Genomic DNA, 23,638 nt, shown 5'->3' with positions numbered 1-23,638 from the left:
GTGAGCCGACCCATGGACCACGACCTCGGCAGACACGACGTCGCACAACTGTTCATCAGCGCCGCAATCGCCGCGGTCGGCGTCGGTGCCGCTGCCGTTCTCGAATCGTCCGGCGCGTGGACGCCGCGAGCCGCCGCCGTCACTGCCGCGGTCGTCGTCACCGGCGTCACCATCGGGGCGCTGGTCGTCGTCGACGTCACGAACCGTCGAAGCACCGACGCCGCGAGCGACGACGCCGACGGGAACCCCTGAAGCGACGGCGCTGACGGAGACGACTTCCGACAGGCACGACTCCTGTCGGCGACGGTTCCCTCCGCGCGTCGAGACTGCGGCAGGACGCCGGGGCGCACCGTCCGCAGCGTGGTTCGCCGGAACCGAAACGACGACGGAGGTCGGCCGGGAGCCATCCGGTATCGACTACGACGACGTCGACGACGCGGACGCGCTCGTCGCCTACAGCCGCCGCTACGCCGCCCGTGCGGCCGACGAGTACGGCGTCGACGTCGACTTCGACCGGATTCGGGAGTGGCGAGTGTCTCGTCGCGCGAAGCGGCGCGCGGCGGCCGTGAAGTACCCGCGGCTCCCGGACGCCGAGGTCGGCGTGCCGGCCGACTGGGACCGACTCGCCGATGGCTTCGACACCGACGCGTCCCGGTTCGAGGAGCCGGGCCAGTGCGACGTCGTCCTGACGTGGCGGGCGTTCGAGGCGTTCGACGCCGCCGAGTGGAACCGGACGCTCCGGCACGAACTGGTCCACGTCGAACAGGTCCAGCGGTTCGGGACGACCGGCCACGGCGCGGCGTTCCGCCGGCGGTGTGACGACGTCGACGCGACCCGTCACTGCCCGTCGTTCCACCGCGGCCGGTACCTCGTCAGGTGCCGCGGCTGCGGCGACGTCGTCGCGGACCGGTGCCGTCGGTGCCGGACGACCCGGACCGCCGCCCAGTCGGTCGCCGACCAGCGCGGCTCCGTCGCTCCGTCCCCGTGCTGTGGCGCCTACTACCGGCTCGAAGACACCCGGGCGGACTGACCCGACCGCCCGTTCGGGCCGCCACGCGACCGACGGCCGCGCCGCCACCCGAAAACGTCGAGTACCCGGCGCACCGACGGTGCCGTGTGACCGAGACGTACCTCTGTGCGTCCTGCCGCGCCGAGCAGACGCGGCCGTACCAGGTCCGGTACTTCGTCGCCGTCTGCCCGGAGTGCGGCGAGCACGCCCGGTTCGTGCACGCCGACCTCGTCGACGCCGCCGAGCAGCTCCCGGCGGCCGACCGGCCGGACGACTGGGCGGACCGCAGCCTCGACGAGCGGGTCCTCTACGCGCTCAAGGAGGGCGCGATCAGCGCCACGTCGGTGCTCCGATGACCGACGCCGACCCCGATTCAGGTGTCGAGCGCGCGGAGTCGGCGTCGCCGCTCTCTGAAGTGGTCGTCGACGGCGCGGTCGTCCGCGGCGTCGACGTGGGCCCGGAGACCCGCTGTGCGCACTGGGACGGCGCCACCGACGTCGTCGCCATCAAGTTCGCGTGCTGTGAGACGTACTACCCGTGTTTCCGGTGCCACGACGCCGCGAGCGGCGGCGACGCCGACGCGGCCGGGCACGAGACCGAACGGTGGCCCGCCGACCGGTTCGACGAACCGGCGGTGCTCTGTGGCGCCTGCGGAACGGAGCTCACGGTTCAGACCTACGTCGACGCCGACGACGCCTGCCCGAACTGCGCGGCGGCGTTCAATCCGGGCTGCGCCGCCCACTACGACCGCTACTTCGCCGTCGACTGACGACGATTGAGCGGGCCGGCGGGGAAGCGGTCTGCCGTCGGCGCGACGCTTATCCGGCCGCCGCCCGACCGTACACCCATGAGCGAATACGAGCGAGCGACGTTCGGCGGCGGCTGCTTCTGGTGTGTCGAGTCGGCGTTCAAACAGCTCCGCGGCGTCGAGTCGGTGACGTCCGGCTACGCCGGCGGCGACGCCGAAGCGCCGACGTACGAGGAGGTGTGCAGCGGGTCGACCGGGCACGCCGAGGTCGTCCAGGTCGAGTACGACCCCGACGAGATCGCGTACCCGGAGCTGCTCCGCGTGTTCTTCACGGTCCACGACCCGACGACGCTGAACCGGCAGGGGCCGGACGTCGGCAGCCAGTACCGCAGCATCGTCCTCTACCACGACGAGGACCAGCGCGCCACCGTCGAGGAGTTCGTCGACGAACTCGACGCCGAAGACGTCTACGACGACGACATCGTGACGGAGGTCGAGCCGCTGGAGACGTTCTACGAGGCGGAGGAGTACCACCAGGACTACTACGAGAAGAACCCGGCGGACCAGTACTGCCAGTTCAACGCCGACCCGAAGATTCGGAAGGTCCGCGAGCAGTTCGCTGACAAGGTGCGCACCGACACCGCTGAGGCGAACTGAGTTCTCCGCGGCGACGACGTCCGCCGGAGCGAGACGCCGTCCACGTCGCCCGAACGATGGACAGGCCACAAAACCTAAACGAATTTTCGTCGTTACAGTGACGTATGGCCGAGTGTCAGAACTGCGGGGCCTTCGTCACCGAGGAGTACGTGAAGGTGTTCGCGCCGGAGAGCATGTCCGACCCGCGGGTGTGCCCGCAGTGTACGGACAAGGTCCGGGACGGAGCGGACGTCCGCGAAGCGCGCAGCAAGCGGACCTGAGCCCCGCCGGACGCGTCGCTGCTTGCGTCGTGAATCGGAGAACCGGCGGCAGAACGGAACCGACCGGGGACCGACCGCCGGCCGTTAAACGTTCGGTTCGGTGAGTTCGAGCGACCGGTTCTTCAGCGCCTCGCCGGTCGTCGTGTCGAACAGGTGGATGGCTTGCTCGGGGAAGCGCACCGTGACTTCCTCGCCGGCCTCGACCTGCTTCATGCCGCCGACGGTGGCGACGAACGTGTCTTCGGTGTCCGCGGAGAAGCCGAGGTACACCGAGTTCTCGTTCCCCATCGGCTCGACGACGTCGATGGTCGCGGCGAAGTCGTGGTCGCCGTCGGCGTCGCCGACAAGCTCGATGTCCTCCGGCCGGATGCCGAGCGTGACGCTCGCGGCGCCGCCGATCGTCTCTTTCGTGTCGGGCGAGAGCGCGTAGGTGAAGTCGTCGCCGACGAGTTCGTCGCCGTCGACGTCGAGTTCGAAGAAGTTCATCGACGGCTCTCCGATGAAGCCCGCGACGAACTTGTTCGCCGGTTCGTGGTAGCACTCCAGCGGCGTGCCGACCTGCTGGAGTTCGCCGTCGTTCAGTACGGCGATGCGGTCACCCATCGTCATCGCCTCGGTCTGGTCGTGGGTGACGTACATCGTCGTCGTGTCCAGGTCCTCCTGGAGCCGCTGGAGTTCCGTCCGCATCTCCGAGCGGAGCTTCGCGTCGAGGTTCGACAGCGGCTCGTCCATCAGGAACACTTCGGGTTCGCGGACGATGGCGCGGCCGAGCGCCACGCGCTGCTGCTGGCCGCCCGACAGTTCGCCGGGCTTCCGTTCGAGCAGCTCCGGGATGCCGAGGAGTTCGCCGGCGCGCGTGACGCGGTCGTCGATTTCGTCCTGCGTCATGTCCGTCGACTCCTCCAGCCCGAACGACATGTTCTGCCGGACGGACATGTGCGGATACAGCGCGTACGACTGGAACACCATCGCGATGTCGCGCTCCTGGGGGCGCTGTTTCGTGATGGTCTTCCCGCCGAGGTGGATGTCGCCGGACGTCACGGTTTCGAGGCCGGCGACCATGCGGAGCGTCGTCGATTTCCCGCAGCCCGACGGGCCGACCAGCACGAGGAACTCGCCGTCCTCGATTTCGATGGTCACGTCGTCGACTGCGATGATGTCTGTACCGTCGTCGTCGAATACCTTGGTCAGGTGGTCGAGTTCAAGTTGTGCCATGGTTAGGTAGCTACCCCCTCAGCGAACTCCTCGCCGAACATGATGTACACCACGAGCGTCGGCAGGGCGGCGACGAACGCGCCGGCCATCCGAAGGCCGAAGTCGAGCCCCTGCAGCGACGCGCCCAGCCCGGCCAGTGACAGCGTCACGGGCGCCGCGGTGCTGGAGCTGGTCGCGACGATGACGAGCGCGAACAGCAGGTCGTTCCAGATCTGCGTGAACTGGTAGATGAGCACGACCGCGAACATCGGCGTCGACAGGGGGAAGACGATGCGCCGGTAGACGCGGCGGATGGTGGCGCCGTCGAGCCGCGCCGCCTCCATCATCTCGTCGCTCATCGACCGGTAGTACGACCGGAACAGCACCGTGCAGATCGGGATGCCGTACGCGATGTGCGTCACCATGAGCTCGATGAGGTCCGCGTACTCGGAGCTGACGCCGGTGGTCGCCCACACGAAACTCAGCAGCTCCGCGACGTTCACGATGGAGTACAGCCGCGAGAGCGGCACCAGCACCGCCTGGTACGGGATGAAGACGCCGGCGACGAACAGCACCAGCACCGGAATCTGGTACTTCCAGTCGACGAGCGTCAGGCCGTAGGCGGCGAAGCTCCCGAGCAGCGCCGAGAACACCGTCGCCGGGACGGCGAACAGCAGGCTGTTGAAGATGCCTTTCAGCAGGATGTCGAAGGCGGTCACGTAGTTGCTCAGCGAGAATCCGTCTCCGAGCGGTGGCAGGTACGGCGCCGTGTTCGTGACCGCCGCGTCCGTCTTGAACGACGTGACGAGTCCGGACTCGATGGGCGTCAAGAAGAACACCATGAACAGCCCGATGGCGGCGTACAGCATGACGCGGCCGGCGTCGAGGCTGTCGAGGACGGAGTCGGTGGTCGTCTCGGATGTGTCTGTGCTCATAGGTTGTCGTGTTTGTACTGGTAGGTGAGGTACGGGCCGATGATGGCCAGCGCCATCACGAACAGGATGACCGCGATGGCGGCGCCGTACGCCCAGTTCGTGTTCTGATACGCTTCACGGACCATCTTCGTCGCGAGGATGTCCGCGCCGTTCGGCGGCCGGTACCCGCCGACGAGCGAGTACAGGAAGTCGAACGCTTTCAGCGCGAACACCATCAGGACGACCGCGGCGCTGATGGTCGCGCCGCGCAGCTGCGGGATGATGACGCGCCAGTACATCCGCGCGGTCGACGCGCCGTCGACCTGCGCCGCCTCGAAGTGCGAGTCCGGGATGGCGCGGAGCGCAGCGAGATACACCACCATGGCGTAGCCGCTGAACTGCCAGACGAGCGCGAAGATGACCGCACCGAGAACGAGCTTCGGGTTCCCGATGAAGTTGTACGGCCCGAGGTTCACCAGCCCGAGCAGCCGGTTCACGATGCCGTTGTTGTAGTCGTACATCCACAGCCAGAACTGGGCCGTGACGACGAACGACAGGCTCATCGGGAGCAGGTAGACGGTCCGGACGACGTTCTCGTTGCGGATGCCGCGGTCGATGAGTATCGCGAGGAACATGCCGAGCGCGAGCGAGATGAGCGTGAACCCGAGCAGCAGGACGAACGTGTTGACGGCGGCCTGCTGAACCGTCGGGTCCGCGAACGCCCGCGTGTACATCTCGAAGTCGAGCTGGCTGTAGTCGGCGCTGCCGAACCCCTGGTAGTCCGTCAGCGAGATGAGGATGTTCCAGCCGATTGCGCCGTATACGAAAAAGCCCATCAGGAGGAAGGGCGGCAGCCAGAACGGCGCGGACTCGACGACGTCTTCGCCGAACCGGTCTTCGATTCTGGCGCGGACCCCTCGCTCCGCTGCGGCCGTTCCGCCGTCGGTCATGGCGCGTCGACCGTCGGTGAACCAGCCGGTGAGCGTTCTCTTCAGGCGTACGAAAAATTCGTGCATGGTGGGTGTGCCTGTCGTGTCCTCAGCCCTGGATGGTGGAGACGAACTTCTCGGTCGCGGCGTCGACGTTGTACGGCCCCGAGAACTCGTTGGAGATGACGCCCTTCAGGCTCGTGAGCTTCTCCGGGACGACCGCGAGGCCGTGTGCGAGCGTCGGCGGCTTCTCCTCGGCGTTCTGGAAGTCGTTCATCGTCTCCTTCAGGTACGGACCGAAGGCGTCCATCGACACGTCGGTCCGCGTCGGGATGGAGCCCTTGTACTGGTTGAACGCGACCTGGGCCTTCTTCGAGCCGACGAACCCCTCCCACGTCTTCGCCTTCTGCGGGGTCGGGTTGTTGCCGGGGTAGATGAACGAGTCGATGTGGAGCGTGTAGAGGTTCTCCGTGCCCGGGAACGTCTTGAAGCCCCAGTCCTCGTTGTAGTTGAAGTTCTCCTTGTTCCGGAAGGCGCCGGCCGCCCAGTTGCCCTGGTGGATGAACGCCGCCTCGCCGTTCATGATCTTGGCGTTCGACCCGGTGAGGCCGATGGAGGAGGCGTCCTCGCTGATGTAGTTCTGCAGGATGGTCTTCGTGGTCTTGAACGCCTCGCGGACGGCGGACTTGCCGCCCTCGCCGTTCACGACCTTCATGTAGGTGTCGTAGCCGCCGGTGGACAGCAGCACCGCGGCGACGAGCTGTAGCGTCGTCCACGGCGCCTTCATCGCGTGCGACATCGGCACCTTGTCCGTGTTCTGTTTCACCTTCTCGAGCGCGTCGATGAGCTTCGACGCGGAGGTGAGGTCGTCGGGGTTGACGCCGGCTTCCTCGACGACCGCGGAGTTGTAGAACAGGCAGTTGAGTCGGTGCGAGCCGATGGGGACTGCGCGGTACTCGCCGTTGTACTTGCACAGCTGGGCGGCCTCCTCGACGTGCGCGTCGAGCAGTCCGTCCTCCCAGACGCCCGTGATGTTGCCGAGGACGCCCTCGTACTTCACGAGGTTCTTGCCGGGCCAGCCGGCGAACGAACTCGGCGGGTTGTTGTTCGACAGGCGGTTGGAGACGACCGTGTTCAGGTTCGTGTTCCCGCCGCCGCCGATGGGCTTGAACTCGAGCGTGATGTCGCCGTGCGCCTCCTTCCACGCTTTCTGGAGGGCCTCGGCGGCTTTCGCGCCGTCGCCGCCCGTCCAGCCGTGAAGCACTTCGAGGGGTTGGTCGGAACTGCCGCCGCCGTTACCGCCGAGACAGCCGGCGAAGCCGGTCAGTCCTGCGGCACCGGCGCCCGCTGCGCCTTTGATGTACGTGCGTCGTGAAAGTCCTGTATCCTTCATGTTCGACCCTCCGTGTCAGAGGTCAACGCCCTTTTTCGAGAGCCGATACTTAACGCTTTCCGAAATTAACTCTGGCGTGAGTGAATCTGTAGTCGCCGATGTCGGCTGCGCCGCTGCTATCGGCCCTCCCCCGCGCGCGCCCGTCCAGATTGTTAGTCTCGATTTCAAATAGTCCTGTCGCTTCCTCACCCACCTCTCCGACAACCGCTGGTCCACAGCGGCTAGGCGCCCAGATTCGTTCCGCTCAGCGCCGTCAGTAGGTCGACCGCTTCGGGCTTCGACAGCGGGTCGTTCGCGTTCCCGCAGTGCGGCGACTGGACGCACGCCGGGCAGCCGCCCTCGCAGCCGCAGCCGTCGATCATCCGGGCGGTCCGCGCCATCAGCCGCTCCGCGTCGTCGAACGCCGCGCGGGTGAGGCCGACGCCGCCCGGGTAGCCGTCGTAGATGAACACGGTCGACTGGCCCGTGTACGGGTGGTGCGGCGTCGACACGCCCCCGACGTCGCCGCGGTCGCACAGCAGCGACAGCGGCAGCAGCGAAATCATGCCGTGTTCGGCGGCGTGGATGCCGCCGTTGAAGCCGTACTCGCCGCCGCGTTCGCGCATCGACGCCTCGACGTCCGCCGGCACCGTGTAGTAGAGCGCCTTCGTCCGCAGTTCGGTCTCCGGCAGGTCCACCTGTTGCGTCCCGATGGTCTCGCCGGTCCGGCCGTCCTTCCGCTCGAACCCGGTTATCTGTTCGGTCACCGTGACGTCCGCGAACCGGACCGGCGTGTCCGGCCTGGCGGCGAGCGGCTGCTCGCGGACGTCCTCGTTCACGGTGACGTCCTTTTCGGTGAGGACGCGCGTGTAGTAGTCGGCCCACGTCGGCTGAAGTTCGGCGACGTCGCGGTCCAGGTCGAGGTCCGTCACCTCGTACGTCTGCCCCTGGTGGTGGTAAATCGCGCCGGGGTGTGCGTCCCGGAGCGCGTCCGACAGCGACAGCGACGCGATGCGGTCGTTGGTGCGGGCGTCGCGGAGGTTCACCTCGCGGTCGTCGATGGTGCGGAGGCTCATCGAGTGCTGCGGGCTGCCGTCGCCGGCGTGCGTCCACCGGACGCCGTCGGCGGTGTCGCGGCGTTCGAGGACGCCGTCGGATTCGAGGTCGTCGACGACCGACGGGAACGTCTCGCCGAAGTGCCGCGCGTCGTCGCGCGAGAGCCAGTTCTCCGCGGCCGCGCTGGCGACGTGGCCGGGGAGCAGTTCGGCGTTCTCCGGGTCGCTCATGGCGCGCTCGGGGTCGCCGCCGAAGAAGTCGTCCGGGTTCGACAGCAGGTACTGGTCGAGCTGGTCTTCGCCGCCGACTATGACGACGAGCGCGGGGTCGTCGCCGCGGCCGGCGCGGCCGGCCTGCTGGAACGCCGACATCCGGGTGCCGGGGTAGCCGTCGAGGATGACGGCGTCGAGGCCGCCGACGTCGACGCCGAGTTCGAGCGCGTTCGTCGACCAGACGCCGCGGGTGTCGCCGCTGTGCAGCCCGGCCTCGATTTCGCGGCGCTTCTCGTCGGTCAGCGCCGCCTGGTACGCCTCGACGCCGGCGGCGAGGTCGTGTTCGCCGCGGTCGCGGAGCTCTGACGCGGAGTCCGTGGCGTACCGCTCTGCGGTCTGGCGCGCCCGAGTGAACACGAGCGTCTGGTAGCCGCGCTCCACGAGGTCGCAGAACAGCCGCTTCGTCTCGGTGTGACTGGACCGCCGCCGCCCGGACTGCTGGTCCGCTGTCCGCCCGGTGTACTCGGGCGGATTCCACAGCAGCCAGTGTCGCGGCCCCCGCGCCGACGTGTCCTCGTCGACGAGCCGGAACCCGGATTCGGGCTGGCCGGTGATGCGGGCGGCGTGCTCGACCGGGTTCCCGATGGTCGCCGAACAGCAGACGAACTGCGGGTCGGCGCCGTACCGCTCACAGAGCCGGTTCAGCCGCCGCAGCACCATCGCGACGTGGCTGCCGAAGACGCCGCGGTAGCTGTGCACCTCGTCGACGACGACGAGTTCGAGCGACGAGAAGAACCACTCCCACTGCTTGTACGCCCACGGGAGCAGCGCGTAGTGCAGCATGTCCGGGTTCGACAGCAGCACCGTCGGCCGCGCGTCCCGGACGTCGCGCTTCTCCGCGTCCGAGAGCCTGCCCGTGTACTGGTCGACGGAGACCCGCGAGCCGAAGCCGAGCGCGCGGGCCAGGTCGGTCAGCGTCTCCTGCTGGTCGGCGATGAGCGCGTTCTGCGGCGCGAGATACAGCGTCCGGCCGCCGTGGTCCATCGCGTTCTCGAACGCCGGCACCGTGTACGTCAGCGACTTCCCGCTCGCCGTCCGGGTCGCCAACACGGCGTCGTCGCCGCCGCGGACCGCCTCCACCGCCTCCGCTTGATGCCGGTACAGCCGGTCGGCGCCGTCCGATTCGAGCGCGTCGGCGAGCCGCGGTTCCAGGTCGACGTCTGCGAACTCCGGGTCGCGGCCGGACAGGACGCGGTGGTCCGCGATCTGCCCCTCGTAGTACGGCCGCGACCGGAGCCACTCCACCGTCTCGTCCACGCATTGCCTTGCGGGGAGCCGGCGCTTACCGGTTCCGGTCGCGGAGCCGCACGGCGCCGCACGGCGCAGCCCGGACTCACCTGCGGCGGGCGGCCCGGGAACCGACACCGCCTTTCCCTGCCAGTCCCAACGGCCGCCGATGAGTTCGCTCGACGCCTCGCTGCCGCGGCGCGCGTTCGTGAAGCGCGCGGTCGCCGTCGGCGGCGCGGCTGCGCTGTCCGCGTGTCTCGACCGCGTCGGCGACGACCCCGTTCCGACCGGCGACGGCGCGGCGGCGCACCCGGACCGACAGCACGCCTGGAACGACTACGTCCGCACCGACGACGCCGGCAACCACCTCCTCCCGAAACACCAGGTGCTGCTGTACTGCTCGCTGCCGCACGACGGGCCGCCCTCCGCCGACGAACGCGGCGTCGTCTCGGCCGCGCTCGACGCGCTGGACGACGCGTACGCGTGGAGCCACGACGCGCTGCTGCACTCGGCCGCATATTCGCCGGCGTACTTCGACCGGTTCGAGGCGTCGCTGCCGCCGTCCGTGGACCTGCCGAAGCCGGCGCGGCTCTCCGGGTTCGAGGAACCCGAGTTCGACACGCAGGACCTCCTGGTTCACCTGGCGTCCGACCGCGCCGACGTCGTCCTGGAGGCGGACGCTGCGCTCCGCGGAGAGCGGGACGTCGCGAACGGCGTCGACGTCCCTGCGCCGCTCACCGACGCCGTCTCGGTGGAGTCGCGCAGAACCGGGTTCGTCGGCGCCGGCTTGCCGCACAAGCGCGCGGACGGACTCGAAGGGGTCCCGGAGCCGAACCCGGTTCCGAAGCGGTCGCCGCTGTTCATGGGGTTCGTCGCCGGCTTCCGGAAGAACCAGGCGACCGAGGACTACGTGACGCTCCCCGACGGCCCGTTCGCCGACGGCACGACGAAGGTGGTCGCGAACTGGCGCCAACGCCTCGCCGACTGGTACGGCGAACAGGACCACCGAGAGCGCGTCATGGAGATGTTCTCGCCCGGCCACGCCGCGAACGACCTCGTGGAGGGCGTCGGCGCGAACCTCGGCGACTCCTCCGGTGTCGACCGGTTCGTCGACGACACGGTCGCTCAGGCGAAGGAGTACGGACGGGTCGGTCACGCCCAGAAGGCCGCGCGGGCGAACCGCGACGCCGACGGCGACGTGCGGCTGCTCCGCCGACACTTCGAGTCGACCGACAGCGACGTCGCAAGCCTCCACTTCCCGTCGCTGCAGCGCCGCGTCACGGCGTTCGAGGAGGTGCGCCGCGCCATGAACGGCGCCGACCTGACCGACGTGACGCCGGCCGTCCGCCAACGCGTCAACAACGGCATCCTGGAGTACATCTTCGTCCGCCGACGCGGCTACTTCCTCGTTCCACCGCGGTCGCTGCGCGCGCTCCCGACGCCGGACGGTGAGACGGAATGACCGGGTTCGCGCGTCCAGGCGGACAGCGAGAGCCGAAACCGGAACGGGCTTTCACTCCGGGGGCGAAGGTGCGCCGATGAAGCGACGCAGTTTCCTTCGCACCGGCGCCGCGACCGGACTGGCGGGGGCCGCCGCGGGCTGTCTCGGATTCAGACTCCGGGAGACGGGCGGTGCCGGCGTCCCGCCGGTGCCGTCTGACCGGCCGGACGGCGTCTACGTCCCGGGGCACGTCGAGGGGATGAAGGTCGTCGGCACCCGGACCGTCGGCGACTACTCGGTCGCGCTGCTGTACTCGTACGCCCACCGCTTCTGGAACGTCAACGGCGCCGCCGTCGAACGGACGTCCATCGGGTCGGACGACGACCTCCACCTGATGGCGGTCGTCTGGGACGCCGAGACCGGGCAGGTGCTTCCCGACACCGGCCTGTCGGTCGAGGTGACGCAGGACGGCGACCTGGTGACCCAGGAGGTCATCTACCCGATGCTGTCCCAGCCGATGGGGTTCCACTACGGCGCGAACTTCTCGCTGAACGGCGACGGCGCGTACACGGCGACGCTCTCGGTCGGCGCCGTCTCGACGCGCCGAACCGGCGCGTTCGCGGACCGGCTCGACGAACCCGCGGACATCGACGTGGAGTTCGACTACAGCGCCGCCGCGAAAGAGGAGATTCCGTTCCGGACGCTCGAACGCGGCGGCGAACCGGGCGCCGTCGACCCGATGACCCACGAGGCGCTCCCGGATTCGCGTGCGCCGGCGCGGGACGCGCTCCCCGGAACCGTCGTCGGGGCGGCGTCGAGCAACGACGCCGTGCTGGTCGCGACGGTGCTGGAATCACCGCCGAGCGGCGTCGACGCCGCCGGCGGCGACGGCGCCGGCGAGGGGTCGGCGTATCTCGCGGTTTCCGCGCGGACGCCGTACAACCGGATGCTCGTCCCGGCGATGGCTCTGGAGGCGACGCTGACCCGCGGCGGCGACGAGGTGTTCGCCGGCGACCTGACGCGGACGCTCGACCCGTCGCTGTCGTACCACTACGGCGCCGTCGTCGACGGCGCGGTCGCGGACGGCGACGAACTGACGCTGACGCCGACCGTGTGGCCGCAGACGGCCCGCCACGAGGGGTACGAAACCGCCTTCGGCGGCCTCGCCGGCGGGATGCCGCCGGTGACGATTCCGGTGTCCCGTGACGGGTCGGAGTGACGGGAGCGCGGCGCGGCGACCCGCACACCGATTCTTTCCGGCGAACGCCGCCTAAATGAGGCGGTCGGGACACGGCAGCGTGGGGTAAAGTTTAGTATAGTTACGATTCGTTTACCGTATCGATGCCGCTCCGCCCTGTCGACCGGGACGTCTTAGAGGACATCTCTCAGGATATCGCTCAGGACAACTACGGCTTCCTGTACGTCGACCGCGTCCGGGACCAGCTCAAAGACCAGTACGAGTCGCGCGAGAAGAGCAAGCTGAAAGCGCCGACGCTGTCGACCTCGGAGACGAAGGAGGCGCTCCGAGAGATGGCGGAGGACGAAAACTACAGCATCGAACGCATCCGGTCGGGCGTCTTCTACTGGGACCCGTTCGGCACCGGCACCCGAACCGGAATCACGGAGCGTCTGAAGGGCGTGTTCCGGAACCAGATGGTGGTGACGACAGAGGACCTCCGGAAGGCGTTCGACCTCGCGCACGAGGACGCGGAGTTCTTCGCGAACGGGCTGCGGCGGCAGGACCTCGTGATGCGAATCGCGGCCGGGAGCCGCGAGTACTACTCGGTCGGCCGGCGGCTGAAAGAGGAGACCGGCGAGGACGACCTGGAGGGGAAGCTGAAGCGTCGGAGCGTCCACGGGAAGATTTCGCACGACCAGCTCGAGGAGGCGATTTCGGTCGCGGCGACCTCCGACGTCATCGGCTACCTGCAGGGAGAGGGGCTCATCATCGACATGGACGGCGAGTACCTCGTCCGCGCCGCGCTCGACGAGTTCGCGAAGCAGACCGCTGACGACCTCGCCGACGACGTCGTCTCCGCGTTCGAGGACGCCGGCCACGTGATGCCGCTCCGGGAGTACGAGACGCTGCTCGAATCCGAGATCGACGTCCGGTCGAACGTGCTCGCGCACGTCCGGTCGAGCGGGGCCGACCTCTCGCAGGACGACGTCATCTCGGCGGTCCGCGAGGAGTTCGCGACCGACGACGAGCCGACCATCGAGGTGCTGGACTCGCGGAACCTGGCGGTGCACCGCGAGCCGCTGGAGGCGCAGGTGGAGTCGCACGCGACGGAGCTCACCCGTCCGGTGCTGCGGGACACGACGGCCGCGACGGCGGACTCGCTGAAATCGGAGATTCGCGACGACATCGAAGAGCTCCACGTCACGACGAGCGACGAGGGGAACGCGTACGTCCGCAAGCAGATACGCGAGCGCGCGGAGGAGCTCATCGACGAGGAGTACTGACCCGACCGAACTGACTCGAACCCGAACACACGGACCCAACCCATCTGACTTTCACAATGCAGCGATACACCGAATTCGAAGAGGACGAAGAGAACGGAACTGTCGTCGCCCGGTCGCAGGACCCGACCACATCGGCGGTCAGGTTCGAACTGGGGTTCGCCGAGTGGTCCGAAGACAGCGGGAACTGGGAGGAGCTCCTCCAGTACCTGCTCGAGGACATGCTCGGCGACGAACTGTCCATCGACGAGGACGGCAACGCCGTGATGGACGTCGAGCAGGCCGCGGCGGCGCTCGCGGACAGCCCGCACGCCACCGACGAGCAGTCCGCCCGCGCCGTCATCGACTACCTCGCAGACCGCGACATCATCACCGTCGACGGCTCCGAACTGACGGTGCTGCGGCCGCCGCACACCTACGACGAGTCCGAGATGGACCGGGCGGTGAAGATGTACAGCAACTGGGCGGCCGCTTTCGACACGCTCACCGACCGCATCAACACGGCGGTCGACCGCGTGAAGGACGCACAGGAGCGGCTGGAGTCGCGGTCGGAGGAGACGACTGACGTCACGGAGCACCTGAACGACCTGCGGACGAAGCGGGAGGAGTACCAACAGGAGATGCTGAGCATCGCCGGAGACCGCGACGTCGACGACCTGGACGAGGACGAACTCCGGCGGTTCAACCACGCCCGCGAGCAGTACTACCACTACGACAACCTCATCGAGCAGGCCGAAACCGACGAGGAGACGATTCCGGACCCGAACCCCGAGCAGATGGACCTCGGCGAGGTCATCGAGCAGCTCGAATCGACCGAGCAGTCGTTCAAGATTCAAAAGCAGAAGCTGCGAGACCGCATCCGGACCCAGCAGCTGTGGCCGACGGAGGCCGTGAACGCCTCCGAGCAGTTCACGAACGTCCTGTCCGTGATGGGGAACGTCGTCCCGAAGAAAGAGCGGATGGAGCAGGAGAGCGGCCAGGACGTCCTCGACGAAATCCGCGGCAGCTCCGAGCAGGCGAAGGAGCTGAGCGAGTCGACGCAGGCGCTCGAACAGGACGACCAGGATATCATCACCGAGTCGTAGCCACAGATGGATGCGACGTCGTGGCTCGGCTACGTGCGGACGTTCGACGCCGCGGCCGAGCGCGCGCTCGACTGGACGGAGATGCCGGAGCCGGCGGCGCTGTGGAGCGAGGTGCTGTCGCTCGACGCGGCGCTCCGGGAGTTCGGCGAAACCGTCGACGCGGCGCTGCCGCTGCCGACGCCGACAGAGACGCCGGAGTCGGGCGTCGACGCCGCGGTGCAGGACGTGCTCGCGGCTCGCCGGTCGGCGGAGTCGCCGCCGGCGGAGTCGGTGGAGACGGCGGCTGACGCCGACCGGCTCAGCCGGCACGGCGACGGCGACGACGTCACGGTGCCGCTGCCGACCCGCGGCGCGGGCGTCGCGAACTGGTACGTCGTCGTCCCGTTCGTCGGCGAGGCGTTCGACGGCGCGGCGGCGCGCTACGACCGCGTCGCGGGGCGGCTCGGACTCGTCGACTGCGACGCGTCCGCCGCGGCGTACCGCGACGTCGCCGACGCGCTGCGCGACAGCGCCCGCGTCCTGCGGTTCACGGCCGCCCGGGCGCTGTGGCTGAACCCGCCGGACGACCTCGTCGACGCGGAGTACGAGCAGATACGGGCGTTCGCGACCCGAACCATCGACGCTTACAATCCACACGCATGACTTCGCTCAATCTCACCCCGATTACGAAGGACGACCAGCCGACGTCGCACGTCACGGTCGGCCGCAGCAAAGTCGGCCCCGGCGCGGACGTCGTCAGGGTGCGGCACGCCGGCCGCGAGGCCTTCTTCCGCGTCCGCACCGAGGACGACGGCTTCGCCAGCACCATCAAGAACAAGGTGTACCTGAACAGCAACGTCGCGCGGCTGTTCGGCGGCATCGACCGCACCAGCGACTTCTACGTCGACGCCGACGTCTCGCTCGGCGCGGTGCGGAGCTGCAAGCGCGCGGAGCTGTACGCGGAGAACGCGAACGAGGAGGCGCTCGCCGACGCGCTCCGGTCGAACCAGTACCTGCTCCACCCCATCCGGGAGGTCGCCGAGTTCGGCGACGAGCAGGTGGAGTTCACGGTCGACACGCTGGAACCGGCGGCGACGACGCTCCGCGTCGACGACGACACCGAACTGGAGTTCCTCGACGAGCCGCCGGCTGCCTCGCTGGACGAGCCGCCGACCGGCACAGGCGGCGGTGACGGCGCGTCCTCCGGCGGCCCCGGTGGTCCGGGCGGTCGAGGCGGCCCCGGCGGAGGCGGCGGCCGCGGCGCCGAGGAGGACGCGACCATCGACATCACGCCGACGAACCCGCAGGTGAACTTCGAGGAGGACGTCGCGGGGCTCGAGGAGGTGAAGCGGACCGCGGAGATGGTGCTGTCGCTGTTCGAGCCGGACGTCCGCGACGAGGTGGTGTCGCGGTACGGCGAGGAGTTCGCCGACCGCGGCGGCGGCATGCTGCTGTACGGGCCGCCGGGCTGCGGGAAGACGCTGGTGTCTGAAGCCATCGCCTACGAGGCGAAGTACAACTCGACCATCGAGGACAGCTACGGCGAGGTCGTCTTCCTGCAGGTGCGCGGCAGCGACGTCGTCTCGAAGTACGCCGGCGAGTCCGAGAAGAACGTCCGCGCCGCCTTCGAGCAGGCGCACGAGGCGGCCGGCGACGGCTTCGCGGTCCTGTTTTTCGACGAGGTGGAGACGCTGATTCCGGACCGGAGCGACGACAACCTCCAGCGGCACGAGCGCGCGCTGACGAACGCGTTCCTCCAGGAGATGAACGACGTCGAGGACAACCTGCTCGTCATCGGCGCGACCAACATGCCGTTCAGCATCGACCCGGCGGCGACGCGGCGCTTCCCGATTCAGCAGTTCATCCCGCAGCCGGACGAGGACGTGATGGCGCAGGTGTGGGAGAAGTCGCTCGGCCGCATCGCGGAGAACGGCGACGTCGACGTGGAGCGGCTCGGCGAGGCGTCTGTCGGCTACACGCCCGCCGAAATCGCGGACCGCGTGCTCGGCTCCGAACTCCAGCGCGAACTCGTCGAGAGCGTCATCGACCCGGACGAGGAGGCCATCACGCCGAACACGGAGTACCTGCTGTCGAAGCTCGACGACATGGAGCCGAAGACGGTTCGGCAGTACGTCTCGTCGGTGATGAAGCAGGCGTCCGAACTGGAGGGGTACCCGGAGATGAAAGCGTACATCGAACAGCAGGCCCAGGAGATCGCGGCGGCGAACGCGCCAGGGCCGGGCGAGGCGGACGCAGGGGTCGAGTGACGTGACCGAGCAGCGCTCCTCCGCGCCGGACACGCGGTTCCTGCAGGTGGACTCGTTCGAGTTCGGCGACCCGGTGGCGGCCGCCGGCGGCGACGACGCCGTCGTGGTCGCCGACGACACCGGCGCGGTCGAGGCGGTTCGAACCGACGGCCACCAGGTGCTCACGGACGCCGACGGCGTCGACGACGTCGCGGTCGGCGGCCGCGCGTACGTCCTCGCCGGCGACGCGCTCGAGGCGTACAGCCTGGAGGGGAGCCGCGTCTGGGGCGCCGAAATCGGCGGCGCGGAGTCGGTCGACGCGGACCCGACGACCGACACCGTGTTCGTCCGGACCGGCGGCGGCGAGTTCGCCGTGTTCGACGGGCGCAGCGGCGTGGAGCACGACCGGCTCGACCAGCCGCACGCCGACGTCGCGGAGGCGCCGTCCGTCGCGGCGTACGACGGCCGGCTCGGCGTCGCCGCCTGGTCGTTCCTCACCGTCATCGACGACGACGGCGACGTGCAGACCGAGGTGTCGCTCGACGGCGCCGCAACGGCTGTCGGCCTGCTCGACGACCTCGTCGTCGTCGCGCTGAAGGACGGACGGCTCGCCGGCTACACCGACGACGGCGAGCAGCGATGGACGCTCGACGTCGACGCCGACTGGCTCGCACCGAAGGCCGCCGCGTGGCTCCCGGGCCGCGGAAACGCCGGCGTGTTCGGCGTCGACCCCGACGGGTCGCGGCTCGGCGTCGACGGCGTCAGCGGCCGCGGCACCGCCGCGTCGACGGTCGGCAGCGACCTGCTCTGTGAACTCGACGGCGCCACCGCGACGGTGTACGCGCTGACCGGCGAAACGGACGGCACCGTCTCCGTCGACGTCGTCTCCGACTCCTGTACGAAGTCGGATGGCACGGTCGCCGTCGAGTTCACGAACGACGGCGACGTGACCGTCGAGCCGGAGGTCACCGTCGACGCCGACCGGGCGACGCCGACGTCGTCGGTGCTGACGGTGACGCTCGACCCGGGCGAGACGCGTCGCCGCCGCGTCGTGCTCCGCGAGTTCGACGAGGACGCCGACAGCGTCGACGTCACGGTGGGCGTCGACGGCGAAACGACGACCGAGTCGGTCGACGTGACGGAGGCGACCGCCGCGCTCGCCGTCGAGACGGGCGCGATGCGCGTCGACCGCGGGACGCTGTCGGTCGAGGTCGACGTCGCCAACGACGGCACCGCCGCGGTCGACGGCGTCCGCGTCGGCGGCCGCGACGTCGGCACGGTCTCCGCCGGCGAGACGAAGACCGTGACCGTCGAGACGCCGCTGCCCGCCGGCGACCTCACGGTCGAGGCGGCCGGCGTCGACCCGGAGCCGGTGGAACTCGACGTCCCGACGGTTCCGACCGACATCGAGGTGGACGCCACCGGCGACGGCTTCGTCGCCGTGACGCTCCGTAACGACACGCCGGCCGACGCGACGGACGACCTCACCGTCCGGAACGCGCAGGCCGCCGACGTCGAGCACAGCCGCAGCGTCGAACTCGCCGCACACGGCGCCTACCGGCTGCTGCTCCCGGTCGTCGAAGACGGCTCCCGCGACGTCGTCGTGGAGACCTCGGGCGGCCGGCTGACGGAGCCGCTGACGCTCGAACGCAGCGACCTGCTGCCGGACCCGGCCGGGTCGAACCGCGGCTCGTCGTCGCGGGCGGTGTCGGAGTCCGCCGACAGCCTCGCGGCGCCCAAGCCCGACCCCGGCTCCGGCCCCGCGGCAGCCGGGTCGACGGGGGCGCCGGTGTCCGTCGAGCGGTCGTTCGCGTCGACGCCGCGGCGCGGCATCACGTTCGAGGAGAAACTCGTCGTCGACAACGACGGCGACCAGCCCGTCGAGTTCACGCTGTCCGCGGACGACGGCGGCTACGAGGAGACGCTGTCGGTCCGCGGACGCAGCACCGCCTACGGCCGCCGGTACCACGTCGCCTACGGCGACCGCGTCTCCGTGCCGCCGGTGCGGCTCCGCGGCGACTGGGGAACCATCGAGGAGGACGGCGCGGAGTTCGCGGTGGAGGCGAGCCCGGTCGTCCCGCTGTTGACGTGGCGCGACCGCGCGGACGGCGGCGCGACCCTGACGTACAGCCTCGAAACCGACGGCGGGAACTGGTCGTTCTCCGAACTCGTCTTCCCGGACACCGACGTGCAGGTGCCGGTCGACATCGATGCGGCGGGCGGCACCGCGACCGGCGAGGTCGACCTCCCGGTGCAGCCGGACCGCCGCGTCGTCGTCGCGAAACTCGTCGGGCAGGTCGGCGCCGACCGGCAGACGGTGCGGACGCTGTGCCCCCACGAGTCGCTCGTCGGAGACGACGACGCGAGCGCGCTGGCGGACGTCGACGTCGCGCTCCAGACGGACTCGCGGGTCGTCGACGGACGCGGCGCGCTGTTCGTCGAACTCACCAACGCCGGCGGCGACGTGAGCGGCGTCACCGTCGAGGCGTCCGGCGGGGCGGTCGACGACACGATGTACGTCCCGCAGACCGTCGAGTCGTTCGGCGCCGGCGAGTCCGTCGAACACATCGTCGACATCGACGGCGTCGACGGCGGCGACGCCGTCACGGTCACGCTGACGCTCACCGCGGACGGCGCCGACGCCGACGAACGGACCGTCACGGTCGCCGCGTCCGCAGACGGCGACGGCGACATTCCGAGCGACGCCTGGCGAATCGAAGACGACGCCGGCGGCCACGGCCGCGACCTCCCGGACCGGCTCTCCACCGCCTACCGCTGACGCACAGCGGCCGGCCGACGCAACGCGGCTACGCCGCTGCGCCGTTGACGCACCGCCGAGCGCGTCCGCCGACGCTGACCGGCGCTGACTGACGCTGACCGACGCCGATGCTCGCGGGTGGTGACGATGCGGTTCGGGCGGCTGCGACGCCGCTTTTCGGCCTCCGAAGTTCGTACTCGGCCCCGTCGCTGAGCGGTTCGCTCAAGCAGCGGCGAGTAAGTGAACGGAAAGAATGCGGTCGGGCCGTGCGGCGAGTTCCTGCCGCGGTCAGGTCTGCAGCAGGAAGTCGCCGGTGGTCGCGGCGTCCGCGTCGCGGACGTACGCGTACGTGTTCCGGCCGATGCGCACGAGCAGCAGCAGGAACGCGGCGCCGTAGACGGCGCTGGCGCCGAGCAGGCTGTACCGCGCGGCCTGGATTCGCGAACCGACAGCCGACGCCCGCTGCCGGGTGGCGGCCGCCTCGTCGGTCGCGCCGGCGCGCGCGTACGTCGACGCGGCCTCCGAGAACAGCGACTCGACGCGGTTCGTGGTCGCGTACACGCTGTCGACCCGCGCCGGGTTCAACACGAGCGGGTAGTCGGCGATGACGAGCGTGGCGTTGTCGCGGAACCCGGACCAGAGCACCTGCGCGCGGGCGCTGCTGTTGGCGGCATGCTCCACCAGCCGCAGGTACTTCTCGGAGGCGCGCTGGTACGCCTCGCGGTGCGTCTGCGCCTGCTGGCTGTTGCCGGTGTACTCGGCGAGCCGCATCAGCGCCCGGTGCGCCTGCGCGTTCCGGATGACCGACTCGTTCGCCGCCAGCACCTCCTCGTAGTGGCTGCGCTGCTTCGCCGCGGTGGCGGCGAACGCCTCGTTCGCCGCGGCGACGGCCGGCGACGCTGTCGACTGCAGCTTGTCTCCCTGAAGGTTGTTGACGTACTGGGCGAGCAGGTCGCGGGCGACGGCGGCCCGGGCGAGCGCGCGCTGCGCCTCCGAGTAGTTCCCCTGCTGGCGCGCTGTCCGTGCGCGTTCGAGCGAGTCGACGAACAGCAGCGCCGCGCGGCCGCCGGCGAGCGCCCGCGAGAGGTCGTCGCCGGCGACGGCGCCGTCGCCTTTCAGCCGCTCTTCGAGCGTCAGCAGCATCCGGTTCATCGGCTCGGTCGTGGCCGCCTGCCAGCCGCCCTGGCTCGCCGTGTCGCTGAGCGGCTGCGTGATCTGGTCGAAGCTGTACGGCTTCGGGCGGGCGACGACGGTGATCGTCTTCGTCGGGACGTTGTCCGCGGAGACGCGGAACTTCCAGCGGTACTGCTTGTACAGTTCCGCCTGCGTATCGAACCGGAGCGCGACGACGAGCGGCGACACCTGGCCGGGTTCGAGCCGGCTCGGCGGCCGTTCGACCACCGTCAGCCACTTGTTCGGCCCGGACACCTTCTGAATCTGGAGGCCGCTGATGGACTCGTAGCCGAGCTGTTCGGCGACGTCGATGCTCTGCGTCCGGTTTTCGGTCACCGTGACCTCGCCGTACTGGACGGTGCTCTGAACGCCGAGGCTCGGCTCCTGGGAAATCGTGACGCTGCGCGTGATGGTCTTGGTGCCGGCGCTCTCGGTGTCGACGGTCACCTGGACGGTGTGGGTTCCCTCCGGCGCGTCTGCGTCCGCCTCGACGACGAGCGTTGCCTCACCGGTGGACAGGCCGCCGACGGTGCTCGGGACGTTCTCGATGGACGCCGAGAGGTACTGCCCGCCGCTCTGCATCGACGCGGAGGCGCTCTGGACGTTCATCTCCAGGTCACCGGAGTTCACGATGTCGACGGTCGACTCCTCCGTGAACGTCGACACCTCCGACCGCGGCTGGTCGAACGGAACCGTCACCCGGTTCAAGCCGACGCGCTGAAGCTTCGCCGGGTGGATGACGCGCGCCGTCACGGTGACGGTCCGCGTCGGCGCGTACTCGGCGTACGGCGTGATTTCGACGTCCCACGACAGCGTGGAGTGCTGGGCTGCGCCCTCGGCGGCCCTGACCGTCACGGACGCGGTGTCGCTGCCGCCGGCGCTCGTGGAGACGGAGCCGCTGAACGAGACGGAGCCGGACTGTTCGTTGCCGACGACCTCGATGGAGACGCCGTCGATGCCGCTGTAGCCGCCGACCTCGTTCACCGTGAACTCGGTGGACTTGCTGGTGCCGACGAGGACGTCGCCGACGTTGATTTCGGAGCCGGAGACGTCGGCGACCGGCGGCTTCCTGACGTCGACGCTGATGGACGAGGAGGCGTCGCTCACAGAGTCGAGGTTGTCGGCGACGTTCATCGTGAAGCTGTGACTGCCGCTGGAGACGCTGCTGTCCGCCTCCACGCGGACCGTCACGGTCCCCTGGCTGTTCGCGGCGATGGTGTTCGGGACGTCGACGGCGGTGACGGAGAAGCCGCTCGGGACGTTCGAGAACGTCACGTCCGAGAGCACCATCACGCCCTGCCCGGTGTTCTCGACGGTGACGTCGAACTCCTGGGTCTGCGTGCTGCCGCTGCCGTCGTCGAACACGAACGTCGGGTTGCCGGCGCCGATGGAGCCGAACTGCGGGTACAGCACGTCGACGTTCACGGAGAGCTGTTCGGACGCTTCGGTGCCGGCGCCGCCGGAGACCTCGACGGTTCCGGAGTAGGTGGTGTCGTCGACGTCGCCGGTCACCGTGACCTCGTAGGTGACGCGGTAGGTGCCGCCGGAGACGACCTCCCAGGAGTTCGACGACCCGGAGCCGCCGCCGTCGGTGCGCTCCCAGCGGTCGAACTGGAACTGGACGTTGCCGCCGGCGCGCGAGAAGCCGCTCGTCGCCGTCACGGTCTGGTTCGACGACGCCGTGAACGTGAACGACAGCTCGTCGGTCCGCGTCTGGTCGGTGAGCGCGGCGTCCACCTGCACCGACGTCGACGCGGCGAGCGCCGGCGTCGCGGTGCCGAGCAGCAACAGCGCGGCGACGGCGACGGTCGCGGCGCGCGCGGCGGTCGACCGGCGGGCGTCGCAGCTCATTGGTCCGCCACCTCCACCGGCTCCCGCGGAACGACGCGTCCGACCTGCGACCCGTCGACGTCCTGCGCCCACGTCGCGACCCTGATGGCGACGAGCATCGCGACGGTGCCGAGCAGGCCCGCGTAGACGAATCCGAGCAGCGACCCGGCGAGCGCGAGCGCGAGCCGCGCCGCGGCAATCGACTCAGACAGCGAGGAGGCGCGTGCGGCGGCCTCCTGCAGCCCGTGCTTCTCGGCGAGTCGGACGGCCGTTCTCGCGTCGGCCGCGGCGGCGCGGGCGTTCTGGTACTGTCCGAACACGCCGACGCCGAGCGAGGCGACGGCGCCCGTCGGCGACGTGCACGACTCGCCGCACCGGTTCAGGAACGCCGCGGACTGGTTCATCGCGCGCAGCATCCGCTGACGGTCGGCGCGGAACGTCGCGCGCACCCGGCTCTCCTCGGCACTGACCTGCGAGTACCGGCTCGCCGCGCCGCCCGCCTTGAACGCCTGTGCGGCGGCGTCCAGGTACCTGAGCTGCGTCGACGTGTTCTCGGCGGTCCGAGCGCGTTCGTACAGCGCGTCGCCCTGCACCCGGTAGAACCGTTCGAGGCCGAGCCGGGCCAGCGTCGCGTACTGCGTTCCGCCGGCGGCCCGCAGCGCGTCGATGGCCGCCGCCGTCTCGTTGGCGAGCGCGAGGCTGTCGACGCGGCTGCCGTTCTGCGCCTCGTCGTAGGCGTCGACGAACCGCGTCAGCACCGTCAGCACCGCCTGCATCCGTTTCCGGTCGGCGTCGGTGAACGTCCCGACCTGGACTGCGGTGACGGCCTGGCTCCGCAGCACTTCGAACTCGCTGTACGTCTGAAACGCCGGTTCGTCCTCGAACCCCTGGAGCTGCTGGAGCGCCTCGTCGGCGGTCAGCGACCCGTCGGCCGCCGACGCGGTCGCCGTCGCCGGCACCGAGCCAGCGACGACCGTGGCGCAGAGACAGACGGCCAGCAGCGCCCTCGTGAGTGATGTGTCCGTCAT

Annotated in this window: 20 protein-coding genes; 13 read left to right on the top strand and 7 right to left on the bottom strand. The window is 69.7% G+C overall.

What is annotated here, in order from left to right; genetic code table 11:
- Positions 1-12: 12 nt before the first annotated feature.
- The 6 genes from ACQUST_RS12605 to ACQUST_RS12580 all read left to right on the top strand — a co-directional run bounded on the left by ACQUST_RS12605 (position 13) and on the right by ACQUST_RS12580 (position 2,674).
- Positions 13-252: a hypothetical protein gene (locus tag ACQUST_RS12605; RefSeq protein WP_435129098.1), complete on the top strand. Its 240-nt coding sequence runs from the start codon at positions 13-15 to the stop codon at positions 250-252.
- 280 nt (positions 253-532) lie between these two features.
- Positions 533-1,030, top strand: a complete 498-nt coding sequence (locus tag ACQUST_RS12600; protein WP_435129095.1) for a transcription elongation protein SprT — start codon at positions 533-535, stop codon at positions 1,028-1,030.
- An 86-nt stretch (positions 1,031-1,116) separates the two neighbouring features.
- The gene (locus ACQUST_RS12595; RefSeq protein ID WP_435129092.1) at positions 1,117-1,365 is read left to right on the top strand and encodes a hypothetical protein; all 249 of its coding nucleotides are present in this window, start codon (positions 1,117-1,119) and stop codon (positions 1,363-1,365) included.
- Positions 1,362-1,778, top strand: coding sequence for a CHY zinc finger protein (locus tag ACQUST_RS12590; protein ID WP_435129089.1), 417 nt, complete (start codon positions 1,362-1,364; stop codon positions 1,776-1,778). Before ACQUST_RS12595 ends, ACQUST_RS12590 begins: the two co-directional genes overlap by 4 nt.
- 78 nt (positions 1,779-1,856) lie before the next feature.
- Positions 1,857-2,414 carry a peptide-methionine (S)-S-oxide reductase MsrA gene (gene msrA, locus ACQUST_RS12585; RefSeq protein WP_435129086.1) on the top strand — a complete coding sequence of 186 codons (558 nt, stop codon included), beginning with the start codon at positions 1,857-1,859 and terminating at the stop codon, positions 2,412-2,414.
- 104 nt (positions 2,415-2,518) lie between these two features.
- A complete protein-coding gene (locus ACQUST_RS12580) occupies positions 2,519-2,674 on the top strand; it encodes a DUF7563 family protein (RefSeq protein ID WP_435129083.1) in 156 nt (51 codons plus the stop codon).
- A gap of 84 nt (positions 2,675-2,758) precedes the next feature.
- On the opposite strand, the gene ACQUST_RS12575 is transcribed toward ACQUST_RS12580, so the two are convergent.
- From ACQUST_RS12575 to ACQUST_RS12555, 5 genes are all read right to left on the bottom strand, one after another.
- Positions 2,759-3,889, bottom strand: coding sequence for an ABC transporter ATP-binding protein (locus ACQUST_RS12575; protein WP_435129080.1), 1,131 nt, complete (start codon positions 3,887-3,889; stop codon positions 2,759-2,761).
- 2 nt (positions 3,890-3,891) lie between these two features.
- Positions 3,892-4,803 (bottom strand): carbohydrate ABC transporter permease, encoded by a 912-nt coding sequence (locus ACQUST_RS12570; protein ID WP_435129077.1) that lies wholly within the window; start codon positions 4,801-4,803, stop codon positions 3,892-3,894.
- Positions 4,800-5,798: a carbohydrate ABC transporter permease gene (locus ACQUST_RS12565; RefSeq protein WP_435129074.1), complete on the bottom strand. Its 999-nt coding sequence runs from the start codon at positions 5,796-5,798 to the stop codon at positions 4,800-4,802. Before ACQUST_RS12565 ends, ACQUST_RS12570 begins: the two co-directional genes overlap by 4 nt.
- Positions 5,799-5,820: 22 nt before the next feature.
- The gene (locus ACQUST_RS12560; RefSeq protein ID WP_435129071.1) at positions 5,821-7,104 is read right to left on the bottom strand and encodes an ABC transporter substrate-binding protein; all 1,284 of its coding nucleotides are present in this window, start codon (positions 7,102-7,104) and stop codon (positions 5,821-5,823) included.
- A 221-nt stretch (positions 7,105-7,325) separates the two neighbouring features.
- Entirely contained in the window at positions 7,326-9,668 is a 2,343-nt protein-coding gene (locus tag ACQUST_RS12555; RefSeq protein WP_435129068.1) for a DEAD/DEAH box helicase, read from the bottom strand.
- A gap of 139 nt (positions 9,669-9,807) precedes the next feature.
- On the opposite strand from ACQUST_RS12555, the gene ACQUST_RS12550 reads away from it, so the two are divergent.
- From ACQUST_RS12550 to ACQUST_RS12520, 7 genes are all read left to right on the top strand, one after another.
- Entirely contained in the window at positions 9,808-11,100 is a 1,293-nt protein-coding gene (locus tag ACQUST_RS12550; RefSeq protein WP_435129065.1) for a DUF7405 family protein, read from the top strand.
- Between the two features lie 76 nt (positions 11,101-11,176).
- On the top strand, positions 11,177-12,298 hold the full coding sequence (locus ACQUST_RS12545) for an iron transporter (protein ID WP_435129062.1): 1,122 nt from the start codon (positions 11,177-11,179) through the stop codon (positions 12,296-12,298).
- A gap of 122 nt (positions 12,299-12,420) precedes the next feature.
- Positions 12,421-13,542, top strand: a complete 1,122-nt coding sequence (locus ACQUST_RS12540; protein WP_435129059.1) for a hypothetical protein — start codon at positions 12,421-12,423, stop codon at positions 13,540-13,542.
- A 56-nt stretch (positions 13,543-13,598) separates the two neighbouring features.
- Positions 13,599-14,624 carry a hypothetical protein gene (locus tag ACQUST_RS12535; RefSeq protein ID WP_435129056.1) on the top strand — a complete coding sequence of 342 codons (1,026 nt, stop codon included), beginning with the start codon at positions 13,599-13,601 and terminating at the stop codon, positions 14,622-14,624.
- 6 nt (positions 14,625-14,630) lie between these two features.
- Positions 14,631-15,266: a hypothetical protein gene (locus ACQUST_RS12530; protein ID WP_435129053.1), complete on the top strand. Its 636-nt coding sequence runs from the start codon at positions 14,631-14,633 to the stop codon at positions 15,264-15,266.
- Positions 15,263-16,870, top strand: a complete 1,608-nt coding sequence (locus tag ACQUST_RS12525) for an ATP-binding protein (RefSeq protein ID WP_435129050.1) — start codon at positions 15,263-15,265, stop codon at positions 16,868-16,870. The genes ACQUST_RS12530 and ACQUST_RS12525 overlap by 4 nt, the downstream gene beginning before the upstream one ends.
- Position 16,871: 1 nt before the next feature.
- Positions 16,872-19,628 carry a hypothetical protein gene (locus tag ACQUST_RS12520; protein ID WP_435129047.1) on the top strand — a complete coding sequence of 919 codons (2,757 nt, stop codon included), beginning with the start codon at positions 16,872-16,874 and terminating at the stop codon, positions 19,626-19,628.
- Between the two features lie 267 nt (positions 19,629-19,895).
- Here the strand turns inward: ACQUST_RS12520 and ACQUST_RS12515 are convergent, their stop codons facing one another.
- Together ACQUST_RS12515 and ACQUST_RS12510 are read right to left on the bottom strand one after the other, a co-directional pair.
- Positions 19,896-22,631: a hypothetical protein gene (locus ACQUST_RS12515; RefSeq protein ID WP_435129045.1), complete on the bottom strand. Its 2,736-nt coding sequence runs from the start codon at positions 22,629-22,631 to the stop codon at positions 19,896-19,898.
- On the bottom strand, positions 22,628-23,638 hold the full coding sequence (locus ACQUST_RS12510) for a hypothetical protein (protein ID WP_435129042.1): 1,011 nt from the start codon (positions 23,636-23,638) through the stop codon (positions 22,628-22,630). The genes ACQUST_RS12515 and ACQUST_RS12510 overlap by 4 nt, the downstream gene beginning before the upstream one ends.

Origin of the sequence: Halobaculum sp. D14 (assembly GCF_051195135.1) — an archaeon.
In the GTDB taxonomy this organism is placed as follows: Archaea; Halobacteriota; Halobacteria; order Halobacteriales; family Haloferacaceae; genus JBNTKA01.
The sequence above is the reverse complement of the archived record's forward strand: the minus strand, read 5'-3'. Positions and strand labels throughout refer to the sequence as shown.